This window comes from Castellaniella sp. UC4447_H14, assembly GCF_052978285.1.
This window is the reverse complement of record NZ_CM129666.1, coordinates 1,988,392-2,004,562: the sequence shown is the minus strand read 5'-3', so window position 1 is coordinate 2,004,562 and position 16,171 is coordinate 1,988,392. Positions and strand designations below refer to the sequence as shown.

Genomic DNA, 16,171 nt, shown 5'->3' with positions numbered 1-16,171 from the left:
CCCTGGGCGGCTCCAACCGACCAGAGGCGCAACACCGCTAAACCTTGAGGGAGCAATAGCGATGAAGAACCTTGATCTTACCAAAATCGCCAATCAGGTGAGGGCTGCACACAGCACGCATACGCCCATCCGATTTCCAGCCATGACAGTGCGCGAAGCAGGCATTCTCGCGCAGCTGCTGATGCAATCGGCCACCGAATCGAAAACTGTGCACTGAGGACCACGCCATGATAATCGGACGTACTGAAATTCTTCCCAAGAACCTCATCCTGTCGGGCCGGTATCAGGCCCGCAAGCAGCCGGGACAACAGCCATTGTCTGAGCTTGCAGATTCCATCGCAGCCCAGGGTCTGCTCCAGAATCTCGTCGTAGTGAAAGGCAAGAAACGCGGCCAGTATGAGGTCGTCGCAGGCGGCCGGCGATGGGCGGCGATCCAGATCCTGATCAAGGACGAACGCTGGCCGCAGGACCGCACGGTGCCGGTGCTCATCATCCCGGACACCCAGGGTCTAGAAGCCTCTCTCACCGAGAACTACCAGCGCGAAGAAATGCATCCAGCCGACGAGTTCGAGGCATTCTCCGCGTTGATCGATCAAGGCGCCACTATCGACGAAGTCGCGGCGCGGTTTGGCAAGACGCCGAATTTCGTACGCGGCCGCATGAAGCTTGCGCACGTCTCGCCTGAATTGCTCCAGGCGTACCGTAATCAGGAAACCTCACTTGGCGTTTTGATGGCGTTCGCAATCACCGATGACCAGGACCGGCAGCGCGAACTGTGGGCCGGAATGGATCAGTGGGATCGGAAGAACATGCAACCGAGCAGGATCCGGCAGGAACTGACGCACGAAGCGTGGACCGCTGATCACGCGCTCGCCCGTTATGTCGGACTGCAAGCGTACGAAGCGGCCGGCGGCCGCGTCACGCGGGATCTCTTCACCACCGACGATGATCCGCATGGCACCTACCTGCAGGATCCGGAAATTCTGCAGCGCCTGGCCCGCGACAAGCTGCAGGCCGACGTCGCAAAGCTTGGCGAGGGCTGGGCGTGGATCGAAGGCGTGCTGCTGGTCACGGATGCGCGCTGGGCCGGATACAACAATAAATATGGCCGGGTCTACGCGCAAACCCGCAAGCTGACAAAGGACGAGGCTGCGCAGGTGAAAGCACTCACGAAGCGCATCGACAAGATCGGCCAGGAAATGGATGCGTTCGAGGACCTTGACAACGAGGCTGATGCTGCCTCGAGGGACCGGCTAAACGATGAACTCTCCGACTGTGAGCTGCAACGCGAAGCCATCACCACGGCTGCGCGAACGTGGCCCGACGAGGCGCGGAAAATCAGCGGGGTCGGTGTCTACGTCGATGCCACGGGCGGGCTGAACGTGACGTATGGCCTCATCCGGCCGGAAGACCGGGCGGCGGCCAAGGCCGCCGCCGAGGAAACGGCAGGCGAGGGTGACGATTTCCAGGCGCTGCGCACATCGCTGCCAGCGCCGATGACGCGACCCGCATATTCTGAGCGTCTGATGCGCCAACTCACGGCGCACAAGATCGGCGCCGTGGGCGCCGATCTGGCGGGCAAGCCCACCATCGCGCTGGCCGTCCTGGTCGCACAGCTTGGCCAGGAGAAACTCGGGCCGGGGTGGGCGTCTGGGTTCGGCTTGGGGGTTTCGCTGCGAGGCGAGGCGCTCAGTACCCACGCGCCGGACTACATGGATAGTCGGGCGGCGAAGGTGATGGACGACATGCGTGAGCACTGGCTGGAAGTCCTACCCACCGACGAGGACCGGCAGGTAACGCCCGAGATACTCACTTGGGCGCTCGACCAAGATCAACAGACCCTGCTTGACCTGTTGGCGTACTGCATAGCTGGGACCGTGCAGGGCATTCAGAACCAATACGCTGCCCACGTCACCCCGCTCGACGTCCTGGCCACGACCGCCGGCACCGACATCGCGTCCTGGTGGACGCCCACAGGCCCGAGCTACTTGCAGCATGTCAGCAAGGACATGATCGCCCAGGCTGTGACCGAAGGTGCCGGGCCGGATGCGGCCCAGCCCATCGCCAAGCTGAAAAAGGCCGCTGCCGTCGAGGCCGCGACCCATGCACTCGCTGGCAAGCGCTGGATCCCCGAACCCATGCGAATCAAGCCCAATAGTTCCGAGCAGCAGCAATAGCCCATCGGTACAGCCCGGGTCCCAACCCCAGATCTTTCTTTCCACTGGCCCATCACCTTTTCAGGTGACGGGCCTTTTGCGCTCGCTTCGCGTCTCTGAGCCTCTTTCTTTCCAGCTTCCTCGCTTTAATCGTCTGACCCTGTCAGCGGCTCTCCTGGGCTGCACTGCCCCCCGCCCTGGGGGTCGGGGCCCGCGTTGGTACGCCGCGCGGACTGCGTCCCCGCAGACACCCTTAAGGCTTCCAAATCCTGCCAGATTTGTGGCCCTTAAGGGTGTCACACAGTACGCACTCTGGCGAGTGCCATAACCTATTGATTTTTATATGTTTACGTCTAATGTGGCATTTTCTAGGGGTCTACATTGTGACTACGGATTTGACTTAACCCATTGAATAATCACGAGCGATGAGTCTACATTTTTGACACAGACGGCGATGCCACGGCACCCGTACACTCCACGACACTCACACGCACCCCTCTCGTGCTCTTCCCACACTCCATATTCACTTCCCAACACACCCGACACACCCCACCCTAACTCGCCCACGCTCCTGCCACACTCTGTCAGCACTTCCTTTGCAGTGCCCGCATGGACCAGCCCCCTGAAACACCGGACACAGTCACCCACTTAAAATAGCAAGTAGGCATACGACTGTGTTTATGACCAACAGCAAGCAGGAAGTGATGGAATTACTGACCCAGCCGGAGCGTCGGCGGCGCTGGTCGGTGGAACAGAAGCTGGCCATGGTGCGCGAGAGCAACGAGCCTGGTCAGACGGTTTCGATGGTGGCGCGCCGCCATGGTGTGAACCCGAACCAGCTGTTTCACTGGCGCAAACTGTACCAGGACGGCGGCTTGTCGGCAGTGGATGCTGGCGAGGAGGTGGTCGCGGCCTCGGAGCTTGCCGACGCGCTCAAGCAGATCCGGGAGCTGCAGCGCATGCTGGGCAAGAAGACCATGGAGAACGAGATTTTGCGCGAAGCGGTGGAGTACGGCCGCTCAAAAAAATGGATTGCGCGCTCGCCCTCGTTGCCAGGGGAAGACCGGTGAAGCGGGTCTGTGAAGTCCTCGGCGTGGCGCGCTCGAACATGGCAGTCAGGCTGGCACGATCAGCGGATTGGCGCGATGGCCGCACGGCCCGCCCGACGCAGGATACGAAGTTGGTCGAAGAGATTCATGAGCATATTGGTCAGTTGCCCAGCTACGGCTATCGGCGAGTCTGGGCGCTGGTGCGGCGAGAGCGGGAGCAGCGGCTGGAGCCGCCGGTCAACGCCAAACGGGTCTACCGGGTGATGCGCGACCATGGCCTGCTGCTGGAACGTCGCCGGCAGCCCCAGGCGCCTGCGCGGTGCCACGATGGGCAGATCGCCGTCCTGCGCAGCAATCAGCGCTGGTGCTCTGACGGGTTCGAGTTCCGCTGTGATGATGGCAGCCCCTTGCGGGTGACCTTTGCCCTGGACTGCTGCGACCGTGAAGCGATGAGTTGGTCGGCGACCACCGCTGGTCATAGTGGCGACGTGGTGCGCAATGTGATGCTGGCGGCGCTGGAACACCGGTTCGGCAATACCGATCGGACGCCGCAGCAGATCGAGTGGCTGAGCGATAATGGCTCGGGCTACATCGCATCAAAGACGCGAGAGTTCGCCAGACGCATTGGCCTGAAACCGCTGACCACGCCCGTGCGCAGCCCCCAGAGCAATGGCATGGCCGAGAGCTTCGTGAAGACAATCAAGCGTGACTATGTCGCCTTCATGCCCAAGCCCGATGTGTCCACGGCGTTGCAGAATCTGGCGATTGCCTTCGAGCATTACAACGAGCGGCATCCCCACAGTGCGCTGAAATACCGGTCTCCCAGGGAGTTCAGGCGCCATCAGGATTTATCAACCCAAGGGTGATTCTGTGTCCGGTAATACGGGGGCAAATCCACCGCACACCTCCGCAACACTTCTAAATCGTCTGGTCGGCAGCGAAGGCGGCCCTTGGCCGCCCGGATGACAAAAAAAAGGCAGGCCCGAGGGCCTGCCGGTTCGATTACTGGAGATCCATCTCCGGGGTTGCTTTCGCGTGCCGAGCCCGAAAATCGTTCTCCTTTTCCTTTCGCTTCGGCACGAGGTCCAGCGCGGCCGACTTCTCTTCGCGCCGGGCGACCGCCGCCGGCAGAGCCTGCTGGTCGTTCGTGTAGATGACGGCCGCGTGCCGCGCCCGGGAGATCGCGACGTAGTACACGTCCTGCTTCGTGGTGCGGCTGAAGCTCTCGGCGTTGATGATGACGCGATCGCAGGTGAGGCCCTGGGCGCTGTGGGCTGTCGTTGCGTATGCGCGGTCCAGGTGCAGTGGCACGTCGGCGGGCAAACTTACCGTGCGCGTGCCGGCGCTCAGGACCACGCCTGATTCACTCACCGAGGCAACCTCGAACCGCTCGCCATTTGCGAGATCCAGCTCGGCGTCGTTGCGGGTCACCCGCACCCAGTCGCCGGCAGATAGTTCGGCCGTCACCGGTTGGTAGACAGACAGTTTCTGCGTGCGGGACGGCAGGAAATCGATGACCTCACCGGTGGCGAGATCCTGCGCTTTCAACTGGTGGCTATCGGCCACACCCATGACGCTGTAGAGCGCGCCCCTGGTCAGGCCGCAGGCATAGTCCCGTTCGGGCTGAATGATGTCGCCCACGGCGTAGTATTTGGCGTACCGGCGCTGGGCCTGCGTGGTGTCGCGTCGAGTGAGCAGCGTGTAGTCGCGACCTTGGCCAGCCAGCCCCCGCTCTACGTGGCACGCCTCGTTGATCGCGTTGCGCGACGCATTGGTGCCAGTCACAATCAGCGTCTCGGCCCGCTCGGCGGCCGGCATCTCGGCGTACCGGGCGGCGAGGGCCTGGTACCGTTCGCCTTCATCCTTGATTTCGACCACCTCTTCGAGGCGCGAGAGTGAGGCCTTTGCCTTGCCCGCGGCCGCGAGTTCCACCGCAGCCTTGAGTGTTGGGTTTTTCTGCCGAATGATGTCGCCCATCACCGCTGTGGCCATGCCGGCGCGCTGCATCTGCGCGAACGGCTTGCCGGCCTCGATCGCCGGCGTTTGCCCAGTGTCACCGAGGAGCACCAGGCGCGCACCCGTACGTTCGGCGAGATCCATGAGCCGGATCATCAAGCGCGATGGGACGACCCCAGCTTCATCGACGACCAAGACCGTCTTCGCATCGATCTTGTCGGAGAACCGCCGCTTGTTGGTCGCTTCGAGGCGTGACGCGATGGTGCTCGCCTCGACGCCGAGCGCACGCAGGGCGCGTACTTGAGATCCATACGAGGCCACCGCGACCATCTTGTAGCCGTTGCGCTCGAGGATACGACGAGTACGGTCGAGCATGTGTGACTTGCCGGTCCCCGCCAACCCCTGCACGCCCACGATCCGGTTGTGTGTGCCGAGAATGAGGGTGGCGGCCTCGCGCTGGCCAGGCAGCAGGGGCTCATCAGCCAGCGCGGTATCAATGGTTCGATCCGTCATGATCGGTTCCAAGGTGTTGCGCCCAGCGAGTTCCTGCGCGAGGATCTCGCGCTCGCGATCGTGGGCGGTGGGGGTCGTGTACTGCTGTTCGGCGGTGACCAGGCGCGCCGCGATGATCGCCTCGGTGACGATGCGCGCAGCGGCGGCGCGCTCTTGCCCCGCGAGCATGACGGTGTCAATCCACGCCTCCCGGGTGAGCGGTCGCGACCGCAGGTCCTCGGCCGGTGAAAAGGCCTGGGCTCCGGCGAGCAGCGTGCCGCGTGCAGCGGTCGCATGCAGCTCCTCCTGCAGGCTGGCCAGGTTCGCGCGCCCGCCCGCGTGGCGCAGCGCCGCCGCGAGAATCTCCGATTCGCCCATCACGGCCTCGCGCTCGGACAGGTGTTTGATGGCCCAGCGCACGGCTTGGATGGCGACATAGTTGGGCCGTGCCTCAGTTCGCATGTCTCCTGTTGCAGCCTGCTTCTTATCGGTACCGTGGCTTCCGCCCAGTCTGTTGTCCGTACCCACTTCCGCTGGGCTGCTTCGGACGGCATCGGCGGTGTGAGAATCGCTACCCGACGGCGCATCCTGGCCGGCGCTGCCTGTGGAAGTCGGCAATCCGGTTGCATCTTCATCGGTGATGACGGCCCGCCCGCCGGGCTTTGATGGATTCCCAGGCTCCTCACCCAATCCTTGTGGTGCGTCCGGGGGGATACCTCCTACCCCGCCGGTAGGGTATGAGACCGTATCGGGTTCGCGCGCCGCGCCGGGTTGTGGGGCGTCGGATGATGTGTCGCCTCGCGTGCCCAGGTCAAATGGGGGCAGACCTTCGCTCCCGGGGGGCGTGACTGTGCTTTCAGATCCATGATCGACGCTAGGTTCCAGCTCCTCTTTGCCTAGGCTCTTTTTCCAACCGTCGAGGTCGATTCCGAGTCCGATGGCATGCTCACGCCAGCCTTCGCGCAACTCATCGCGGCTTAACTCCTGGTCTTTCGCTTGCCGGGTGCGCAGCGCAATAACAGCCTTTTGCCCACGCGAAGCAGTCCGGCGATCAAGCCCAACTAGGTGCAGGGCCCGGTTGATGTCCAGCAACCTCTTGGAGAACCCCTCTATTTGTGGTCGCGTGTATTGGGCGATTTCGACATGGTTGTCTTCAAAGCGGAGCTCGTAGCCCAGATGCTCAAGCCCTGCGGCCAGGCTACTCATGTAGTGCGCGTCGATGAGCTTTTGCAGACGCATGATTTCTTCGTTGGAGAGCGATACCCAGGCGCCGTCCTTGCGCTGTGTGAGATTCATCATGATCGCGTGCGTGTGCAACTGCGGGTCCGGGCGCGCGTCGGCCGTGGGACGCGCTGTCTCGTGACGGAACTTCGCGACGATGAAATTCCCCGTCTGCTCGGCGAAGGCCTCACAGTCGATCTTATAGCGGCCCATGACGAGTTCGCGCTCAATGTACGCGAGTGCCTCGGTCACCGCCTCGTCGTGCGCGGCAACGACTCGGGCGTCACCCGCAACCAGCGCCTGCAGGGTGACCGACTTGGGTGCGCTGAAGGTGAGGTCCACGCCGGCGCGCGCCCGGGCATCTCGCCGGACGGTGCCAGCGGTTCGAATGCCCTGGCCGAATTCGCCCGCGAGCAGCGCCTTGAATCGCACCGGATCCACTTCACCAGTCAAGCCCAACGCCGCCGCGCCCGCTCCTTGCCAGACGGCGGACTTGCCATCGCGGCTGTAGTAGTCGTCCTTCTGCTCCGCGTAGTAGTGGGTGCTCTGAGTCGCATCGATGCGGTGCAAAACTTTCATGCTGATCATGGGTGGCTCGCGTTGGGCGTTTTTCGCTCAGGGCACCCAGCAGACGGGAAGCGGGACCTGAGCGGTAATCGCAGGGGGGGTTGTCCACAGGAAATGTGGATATCGGGAACTGCCCGGTCACGGTGCCGGGTGGATGGAGGCAAGGTTCGGCGCTAGGGGCGCCAGCTGCGTGGACTCGACGAAGGAGGGCGTCGTCTCCCGGTACGCCTGATAGCTGAGGGCGACCTTGGCGATTGGGTACCGCCCAGCGAAGGACACGTAGCCCGTGAGTTCCGGAAATTCCTGGATCTCCGAGGGCAGCACGACACGCTCGCGCACGCGCACGACCTTGTCTGACATGCTGCGCCCGCTACTGGAATGGGAAACGGAATAGTCCGGCCGCTCGACCTCGTGCTCGCCCAGCGCCTTGGAGAGGTCCTCGGCGGTCTGGGCGTCGGTCTTCGAGCCCCCGAGCACCACCAGGTTGCGAAATGACGCGCGGATGATCTGCGACATGGTGCGGCCGTAGATATAGTCGAGCTGCGCCGTGCTCTGCAGGCCAGCGAAGATCATGCCGCCGCTCTTGCGTCCCTTCGTGAGCCCATCGACCAGAGAGGAAAGCGCATCGAGCGAGGCAAGTTCGTCGAGCGAGAGGGCCCACTTCCGCGTGCGCGACGCCGGCATGGAAAGCAGCTCTTGCAGGAACACATCGACCCAGCACGAAACGAGCGGCTTCATGGCAGCAGCCATGTCCTCGCGCCAGTTGATGAAGAGATTCCCACCGCGCGGGTCCGCCATCCAGTCCCGGATGCTGAAGCCGCCGGCGGGCATGCTCATGTGCTCGGAGAGCTTGTTCGAGAGCACGAAGCGGGCGCTTGTGAGCGCCTTGCTAGCTTCGGCCGAACCGGCGAAAAGGGACTCGGCAAGCGTCCCGGTCAGGAACTTCCTCAGGTCCTTGTCGTCGGCGATCGTGCACCAGTTGAATACGTCCTGGATCCCCGTGGCGCCCGCTGAGTGAAGTTTTTTGGCAGTCTCGCGCAGCAGCAGTCTGCCGTATTCATTCCACTCCTCGGAATTTTTGTCTTGTGCCATCGGCACGACTGAGCGCGCAATCCGCTTCCAGTCGTAGTCGGCGCGCACGTCGTTGAAAAATACCCATCCCTCGGTGCGCGAATCGTAGGGGTTCAGGATGATGTCGCCAGGCCTGTAAAACTTACTCAACATGTCGCCGTTCGGGTCAACGATGAGCGCGCGGTCGCCACGGCGCAACGCCGAGTAGATGAGATTTCGCATCAGCACGGATTTGCCGGTGCCTGTGGCGCCCGCCACCAGCAGGTGCAGATTCTCGACCTTGGCGGGCATCGGAATACCGGCGACGTTCAGCTGCCGGCGGCGGCGCTGCCGGCAGCTGCGCGCGAGCCGCCTGGCGCTCACGACACGCGTGCCACGGATGAAGCGCTTGAAGCCCGCGCCCTCGAAACCGTCCGTACGATAGGTCCGGTTGATCCAAATGGTCGCGAGCAAGCCGACGGCGAATGCGGCGGCCAGCGTACCCCAGAGAACGGGATAGTCGCGCGTGATGAATGCCCACCGGAAAATGAGGTGCCAGCGCAGCCCGACGACCGGCGTGCCGCTCATGTACATGGCCATGGCAAGCCAGGCGAGGATGGGGCCAACAATCAAAAAAAAGGACGCCATGGAGCGTCGAGTTTGTGGGGACATAATGGATGCTCCTATGGTCTTGTGACGGCGGCGCGCGATACAACAGCCTTTGCTCGGCTGAGGTATTCCTCTGGAGGGCACAGGCCGTAGCTACCACCCTGCAACAGGTCGACGATGAAGTTGCGCAGGCATGGTTCAAGCGGCGCATCGCCCTTTTTCAAATCGAGCAGGAAGTCCTGCCCCCATGGGTTTGTGCCCCAGAGGTCGCCATGGCCATCGATGGGAAAGATGGTGTGTTGGTGCAGGTCCACGCTCTGGCCAGCTTTCAGCTGCGCCCGTATCAGGGCGGTGATCGTGCTCGCCACCAGATCCAAAGGCAGGCCACCATGAGGCTGCTGAAGGGTCTGCGCGATCAACTCGAGTTCCAGCTCGGAGACGCGCATGCCCAGCGCCTGAGCCAGTTCTGCTTCCTTGGTGGCCCCTTTTGAGTGTTCCCAGCCGGGCAACATGAGCATTTCGCTGCAATAGCTCACCGCGCGAACGGCAACCCGCATGCAGTCTGGCCAAGGTGTGTTCACGGGGATCCCGAATTCGGTAGGGTTGACGACGTTGCGTCCCAATGCCCGCAGCCAGGCCGCGACGGCATCGAACGATTCGTGATTCAGGCCCGGCCGGCCTGTCATGGGGCCAGCCAGGTAGATCAGCTCAGTGCCTGTAGACATCATCGCGCCTCCGTAGTGGTATTGGCCGTGGCCGGCGACTGTGGCAGCTCCAGAACGTCGATCGGCACAGCGTGCCAGGCAGGCACGCCGGCGGCGAACCGAGCCGGTTCGAAAGCCAGCCCGAAGCGTCCGTCCTCGTGCTGGTAGAGCCGGGGCCTGGTGCCACCGTCCGCCGGCGCCGCAATGGAGGTGGGGCACCCTTGATCGGCGATCCAATTCCGGATCCCGTCTCCGATCTCGGCCGGGCTCGAATGCCCATGTGCCGGCACGCAGTCGCGTAGTAGGCGCTCAACCCACGGGATTTCCGGGTCCCGTTTCATGGTGTGTGTCCTTTGGGATGAGGCGGCTAGTGCGCGTGCACTGCCGCCGAGACGGTGTCATGCACCGAATGGTCGCGTGGCGACGACCGCGACCACGAGTACCGCAGCCAGGCCGCCCGCCGCCGCGCCCACGGCGCAGGCGAGAATCGACAGCCGTCGCGTTCCGGCCTGTATCGTGCGGGCGTTTTCCTCGGCAGCGAGCATCAGGCGATCGAGGCGGTCCGAAAGCCGCCCGAATTCGCGCATGGTCTCGTCGTTCAGCCGCCGATTCGTCTCGGCTACGGCCTGGCGCGTGTCCATGGGCAGGCTTCGCGCGTCATCCATGCACTGGTTCACCGTGGCGGTGACTCGCTCGAGCATGCCGACGAGGTTGCCGACCTCGCCCAGCACCTCGCGGTAGATGACCTCAATCTTGCTGCGGGGTTCCTGGGCGTTGCTCATGCGCGTTTCCTCGCCGAGGCGATCTGGGTCACCGCCGCGGGCGTTGCGAAAAGGGCCGCAAACGCGCGATCCAGGTTGCGCGAGACTGGACGCGCAAGCGACTTCAGCGCGTGCCGACCGGCCAACCGCGAGATCTCGCCCGTGTCACCGCTGTCGGCCTCCCGCAGCAGCTGCCGGTAGTCGGTCGGATCCTCCAGCACCGCTGCGATGGTGGTCCGCTCGGCGGCGAGCATGTCGAACACCTCGTTTTCGAAGACGGCCGCCGCCTCGTTGGCGACGAAGGACCCCTTCTGGATTTGGTATCCGAAGATGGCGGCGAACTCATCCCGGGCGTCGGCGTTTACCCGGTTAAACACGACCCTGATGCGGGGCGCCTGCACACCAAGTTCGGCCAGAGTTTCGATCGTGGTGATCGTCTCGCGCTGTGCCTTGCCGGTGCCGATGACCGGCAGCACAAAGTAGTCGAATTCCAGGTGGGACTCTTCGTATTTCATGAGGTGGTCGAGGAAGTCCTCTATGTTGGATGCACCCACGTCAACGATCGCATCATCGAGCATGAGGATCTCCCGAAACAAGCGCCCGAACTGTTCACCGCGCAGCTGGTCGGCCGCAAGGCCCAGATCGCCAGCGGTCTCGTTTGTGGATTCCACTGCGAAGATTTTGGCCCCGTCCATGCGCGGGGCGAGCAGGTGGCTCGCGATGACGGTTTTGCCGACGGAACCGGAGTAGTTGAGGATGACGACTTTCATGAATTTCTCCCATTGAGTGGTTGTTTGCCCAGTTGGGCGAGAGCGATCAGATCTGGGCTGCGGCTTTTGCGCAAGCGGACGAGATCGCCCTTGTTTTGCACAGCCGCAGCTTCGGACGAAGGAGGGGGCTGCAAAGCGGGTTGTGAATCGGACGGCGCAGCCCATGGGCTGGCCGGTGGTGATACGGGGGATGGAGGGCAGGACGCTGCCGTCCAGGGTTGCCCGCGTGGCGCTCCTTGACGTTTGCGCCAGCGGTATAGGGCGTTCTCCAGGAATTTCAGGCTGACGGGAAGGCCAAGCGACTGCAGTACCTTGACGATTTCGGCGCGAGGCACGCCAGTTCGGATGCCTTCGTCAATCGCGGGTAGCAGGGGCCGCAGCTGCCCGATGATTCCCCGGGCGCGCAACGCCCGGATTTTCGCGAGCGCCTGGGCCTCGCTCAGTTGCTGGTCCATGATCGGTTTCCTGTGAAAGTGGGTGAAGAGGGGGCGCGCAAGGTGGCCCGTCGCCGGCCTGCGCCATGTTTCTTGCTAGCCGCTCACGCAGCGAGCGCAGGTGTTCCCACGCCTCCGACTTTGCGACCGGGGTTGCGGGTTGTCCGTGGGTTCTCGGCTCAGGCTGTGGCTGCGCCGGCAGGATGCGCTGGATCTCCGCGATGATCTGCGCCGGCTGTAGCGGGTAGGTGTGGGCCCCGGCACTGCTGGCTAGGTGCGCGAGGATCGCCTGGTCGACGACCTTGTACGGATAGTGGCCCAGTAGCCGGGCGAATACTGCGCATACCCGAGGCGTGGGTGGCGGGCGCCCGCGCATCTCGGCAATCGTCATGAGCCAGTCGGCCAACCTGCCGAGCTCCTCATCTGTCATCGTGGTGTGCTCCTATCGCGGGAGGGGCGCGGCGGTCGGCAGATGTCCGATCGCCGGCGAAGTGCATGGGCGTCCAGCCGTTAGCGATCCCCCGCCACGGCTGGAGCCGCGTCGGCGCGAAGCGCCGTGACGGGTGCTTGTGGGAACCTGAGCGGTACGCGCCGCAGGGCGTACTCGCGGGGGGCGCAGGCGGGTTATGCCGCTTGCGTGGCACTCGGGCACCGCCCGTGGCCAGCCCCGGGCCTGCGCTGGATTGCCCCGGTCGGTGGACGTGCAAGGGGAAGGGTCGGCGGATGCCGCCCTGGTGTTCAGCCGTGTTAGGGGGCCAACCCGTCCCCGCCCGGGAGGGCGGGGGCTCGATCCTACTGGCGGTTGATGCGGCGCGGTGGGTTCGCAAGGCGCCTTGGTGTGCGCCCGTTGCCAGGGGGGCCATGGATCCCCCGCCCGCATGGGTGGGGGACTCGCTTTTATCCAGGCCGACGCCGCAGGCGTCGGGGCGCAGGGAGCGAAGCGACCGGAGGGTAGGCGTGCGAACGCGCAAAATTCGCCGAAGCCCGTGCGCGCATGCGCCCGCCACTCCCTCTCAAAAAACCTATAAACCCTATAAACCCTATTGAGGCCCGTTTTTGGGACCGGTCCAAGTCCCGTTTTTGGGACCGGTGGTAGGCCCGTTTTTGGGACCGGTCGCCGGAAAAATTGGGACTGGCTGTTTTTGGGCCAGGCCCGTTTTCGGTACCAGCGCCTCAGCGGCCCGGTGGGGACATTATGGGGAAGGCGACGGTGGTGCTGCACGCTGCTGTGATTCGATGAACGTGCGCAACTGCGCGCCGATCGTGCCATAGTCGGGTCCCTGTTCGGGGTCCTCGCTCATACCTGGGTCAGGCGCTGCTTCGCGCTCCCGCAGCACCCACAGGCGCCATGCGGCGAACCAGTCTGGTTTCGCGGCATTCGGACCGTTTGCCGAGGTCCAGTGAGCGTGGAAAATCGCGGCGATCGAATCGATCTTTGCCTGCGGCCATTCCGGCCTCTGCTCGCGTGTCCAGGCAAGCCAGTGGGCGGGCAGCGTCCAGGTGCCCGGCAGGCGTTTACCCGGTGAACCCGCATTGGTGGCGGCTCGAAGTCCCAGCGGCGGTTCGTCGGCGGATGGGGCCGCTGCCGCCTGCGGCTGCATCGCCGGGACTTCCGATTGGGCTGCCTGGCCAGCCCCGCGTAATCGATAGACGGGTGAGCACTGGTTGATACCCGCGAAGCGCCCTGTGTCGATGATGAGCCCGGCCTCGCGCAAGCGGCGCAGCGCCTCGAGCACTGTTTTTCGGTTCAGGCTTGTCGCGCAGACGAGGTACTCGACCGAGGCGTAGATTTCCCAGTCGGGGTCATCGCGGCGGACCACGTTAGCCAGCGCAACGAGGACGAATTTGGATGTGGATCGGTCTGCTTTTTGAGAGAAAGCCCAGTGGACGGCCGCGACGCTCATGGGGTGGCTCCTGCGAGGTAGGGTTGAAGGGAGGTGGAGGGGGGGGCGGTGTCAGCTCACGAGATTGCGCTCACGGGCGGTTTCCCGGATCGTGCGATTGGAGCGGATGCCAGGCAGGTGGTTGCGTTCAAAAAACTCCCGGCGGGCCGCGAGCCAGCACTTGTAGCGCCATCCACGCCGCTTCTCCCACGGATAGGCCTGGTCGATGGCCCGTGCAACCGCGCGCGGTCGCAGCTCCTCGAGGAGCGAGGCGTCGTGGACACGCTGCATGATCGCGTAGGCCTGGGCCGCGTAGCCCACGCCTTCGAAGGGGGTATTCATTGGGGGGGGTACTCCTATAGGGACAGGCGGTTGCGGGCGTAAATCGGGTCGAAATACACTTCCTTGAGTTTGTAGTACTCGAAGGCCAGGACGATGTGAATGGTCGAGAGCAGGTATGTCTGGATGGTGGACAGGTCGATGGAGCGACCCGTCTCGGAGCTTTTGATCATGAGCGCGAGGCGCAGGTACGCATCACGCGCATTGTTGGCGTGGGTGGTCGTCACCGACCCGGGGTGCCCCGTGTTGAGTGCCTGCAGGTATTCCCAGGTTTCGTCGCCGCGCAGCTCCGCGAGGAAGATCCTCTCGGGCGTCATGCGCATGGCCGACTCGACGCACATTGCCGCCGTGATGTCGCCCGGACCCGGGTTCTTGACGTACATCATGTGCACGCGGTTCCGGTGGTCGGGCAGAAAGAGTTCGTGCGTATCCTCGATCGTAATGATGCGGGTGTCGTTGGGCACCCGCTCAATGAGCGAACGCGCGAACGTCGTTTTGCCAGCAGCCGTCGCCCCCGACACCACGATGTTGCGCCGGTAGCGCACGGCCGCATCCAGAAAGGCGGGGATATCGCCGGCGCATTTCAGTTCCAGGAGCTCTTGGTCCTCGGGCGGAAGCCCGGCATCCGAACCGCCATTGGCGGCCTCGCTGTGCGCGGTGTCGCGATAGTTCGCGAACGCCCCTTCGGCTGTGAGTTCCTCCAGCGTTTTCACGAGCATGGAGTGCTTGCGGATATTGAGCGAGAAGGTCCCCTCCACGCACGCCGGCGGGCGCACGATCTGGCCGCGCTCGCCGTCGGGGAAGCCGACCGAGAGGATCGGCAGCGCGGTGCTGAACCCGTTGTAGACCGCAAGGGCGTCGGCGAGATATCCCAGGTGCTCGAGCGTGAGGGCCGGGCACTCATGCCGCTGCCACCCTGCGCGGACCCGGGCAAAGAGCTCGCCCGGGCGCACCACGGCGATCTCCGTGACGGCGGGGGCGTCGAGGATCGCCTTCATTGGGAGCATGAAGTGCCGCACCGATATGGGGTTGCGTGTTGAACTATCGAGGGTTGAGGGGTTTGAGCTCATAGACGCTGCTGAAATCCAAGTCGCGGGCGACTGTGATGCCGATGTGCTCGCCCTGGAGTTTGTAGAGGGTGGGGGGGATGTCGATGGACTTTTCCAGGACCTTGCCCACGATGTCCTGCGTACCTTGGCGTGTGTTGTCAAACGAGATGGACGTGCCTCCGCCGTTTGAACGGTTGCCCTGCTGCGCCGCCCAGTTGCCAAAGTCGCCCACCAGGCTAAGCAGTATCGCGTTGCCGAACCGCTCGCCGAAATGCGTGTCTATGTACCCGTCGATGCCCGCCTCTCCCAGCGGGCCGGTCCCCGGCGAATTCAGGTTGATGATGACGCCGGCGGGGGTCTTCAGCCGCGACCAGGTCACGAACAGCGCGTTCTGCCCCTGCTGCAGCTCGCCCACCTTGTAGCCGGTCACCGTGGTCCCGGCTTCGATGAGGACGACCCGGCCGCTTTCGGACCATACGTCGTGCGGTACTAGGCATGTCATCATGCCCGCCTGCGTGCTGACGATGCGCGTGAGCAGCTTGCAGTCGATGCGCGTGCCCTGGGTGAGCAGCATGTCGCGATTCCCGAGCATGGTCGCGCTCGCAGGCGCAAGTTGCAGCGCTTGCAGCTTGTCGGCCATGGGGCCCACGTCGGCGCGAGGCCTTGCCTGCTGCGCGTCCGCTGGCCCCGCCGATTGGCCGTTCTGGTCATCGGCGCGCAGGGGGCTTGTCAGGCGCCGCTGCTTGATGGGATCCACCGGCACGGGCACGTTGATTTTGGGAATCGACGGCATGTGCCAGTCCGTCGCGGCCGCCGGCGGCGGTTCCACGGGCTCGAGAGGCTTTGCGACCGGCGGTTTGGGGAACTGCAGGCGCTTGAGCCCTTCGTCGAGGCGCGCAACGGGGCTATGCTGGTCCGCGTCGTTTGCCGATGCCTGCCGAAAGGCTCGGTAGGTGAACCAGGCCGAAAGACCGAGGCCCGCGGCGATCACGAGGAACATGAACACGCGCATCCCTGGCGGCAGGGCGCGGCGCGAGTCGCGCAGCTCGCTCGGGCCGCGCTCGCCGGCGACTTTGGAAAGTTCGTCGGCCGCGTCGATCTCCGATGCGGGTTTCGTGCGTTTGAACATGG

The 16,171-nt window shown here is 64.0% G+C and carries 14 protein-coding genes; 3 read left to right on the top strand and 11 right to left on the bottom strand.

Annotated features, from left to right (window positions below):
* Positions 1-61: 61 nt before the first annotated feature.
* From ACVCMJ_RS09615 to ACVCMJ_RS09605, 3 genes are all read left to right on the top strand, one after another.
* Positions 62-217: a hypothetical protein gene (locus ACVCMJ_RS09615; protein ID WP_447081194.1), complete on the top strand. Its 156-nt coding sequence runs from the start codon at positions 62-64 to the stop codon at positions 215-217.
* A gap of 10 nt (positions 218-227) precedes the next feature.
* Positions 228-2,177, top strand: a complete 1,950-nt coding sequence (locus ACVCMJ_RS09610; protein ID WP_447081193.1) for a ParB/RepB/Spo0J family partition protein — start codon at positions 228-230, stop codon at positions 2,175-2,177.
* Positions 2,178-2,860: 683 nt separating this feature from the next.
* Positions 2,861-4,071, top strand: a protein-coding gene (locus ACVCMJ_RS09605; protein WP_447082717.1) for an IS3 family transposase whose coding sequence is annotated in 2 segments (ribosomal slippage) — positions 2,861-3,176 and positions 3,176-4,071 — 1,212 coding nt in all. Because the reading frame shifts where the segments join, the coding sequence is not laid out codon by codon here.
* A 136-nt stretch (positions 4,072-4,207) separates the two neighbouring features.
* Here the strand turns inward: ACVCMJ_RS09605 and mobF are convergent.
* The 11 genes from mobF to virB10 all read right to left on the bottom strand — a co-directional run bounded on the left by mobF (position 4,208) and on the right by virB10 (position 16,169).
* Entirely contained in the window at positions 4,208-7,462 is a 3,255-nt protein-coding gene (mobF, locus tag ACVCMJ_RS09600; protein WP_447081192.1) for a MobF family relaxase, read from the bottom strand.
* Positions 7,463-7,579: 117 nt separating this feature from the next.
* Positions 7,580-9,163: a type IV secretion system DNA-binding domain-containing protein gene (locus tag ACVCMJ_RS09595; protein ID WP_447081191.1), complete on the bottom strand. Its 1,584-nt coding sequence runs from the start codon at positions 9,161-9,163 to the stop codon at positions 7,580-7,582.
* A gap of 11 nt (positions 9,164-9,174) precedes the next feature.
* A complete protein-coding gene (locus ACVCMJ_RS09590; protein WP_447081190.1) occupies positions 9,175-9,825 on the bottom strand; it encodes a DUF4406 domain-containing protein in 651 nt (216 codons plus the stop codon).
* A complete protein-coding gene (locus ACVCMJ_RS09585) occupies positions 9,825-10,145 on the bottom strand; it encodes a hypothetical protein (RefSeq protein WP_447082728.1) in 321 nt (106 codons plus the stop codon). Before ACVCMJ_RS09585 ends, ACVCMJ_RS09590 begins: the two co-directional genes overlap by 1 nt.
* A gap of 57 nt (positions 10,146-10,202) precedes the next feature.
* On the bottom strand, positions 10,203-10,586 hold the full coding sequence (locus ACVCMJ_RS09580; RefSeq protein WP_447081189.1) for a hypothetical protein: 384 nt from the start codon (positions 10,584-10,586) through the stop codon (positions 10,203-10,205).
* Positions 10,583-11,335, bottom strand: coding sequence for a StbB family protein (gene stbB, locus ACVCMJ_RS09575; protein ID WP_447081188.1), 753 nt, complete (start codon positions 11,333-11,335; stop codon positions 10,583-10,585). Before stbB ends, ACVCMJ_RS09580 begins: the two co-directional genes overlap by 4 nt.
* Positions 11,332-11,790 (bottom strand): hypothetical protein, encoded by a 459-nt coding sequence (locus tag ACVCMJ_RS09570; protein WP_447081187.1) that lies wholly within the window; start codon positions 11,788-11,790, stop codon positions 11,332-11,334. The genes stbB and ACVCMJ_RS09570 overlap by 4 nt, the downstream gene beginning before the upstream one ends.
* 1,172 nt (positions 11,791-12,962) lie before the next feature.
* Positions 12,963-13,673: a hypothetical protein gene (locus ACVCMJ_RS09565; protein WP_447081186.1), complete on the bottom strand. Its 711-nt coding sequence runs from the start codon at positions 13,671-13,673 to the stop codon at positions 12,963-12,965.
* 51 nt (positions 13,674-13,724) lie between these two features.
* Positions 13,725-13,994, bottom strand: a complete 270-nt coding sequence (locus ACVCMJ_RS09560; protein WP_447081185.1) for a hypothetical protein — start codon at positions 13,992-13,994, stop codon at positions 13,725-13,727.
* Positions 13,995-14,008: 14 nt separating this feature from the next.
* Entirely contained in the window at positions 14,009-14,998 is a 990-nt protein-coding gene (gene virB11 / locus ACVCMJ_RS09555) for a P-type DNA transfer ATPase VirB11 (RefSeq protein WP_447081184.1), read from the bottom strand.
* A gap of 34 nt (positions 14,999-15,032) precedes the next feature.
* The gene (virB10, locus tag ACVCMJ_RS09550; RefSeq protein ID WP_447081183.1) at positions 15,033-16,169 is read right to left on the bottom strand and encodes a type IV secretion system protein VirB10; all 1,137 of its coding nucleotides are present in this window, start codon (positions 16,167-16,169) and stop codon (positions 15,033-15,035) included.
* Positions 16,170-16,171: the final 2 nt, after the last annotated feature.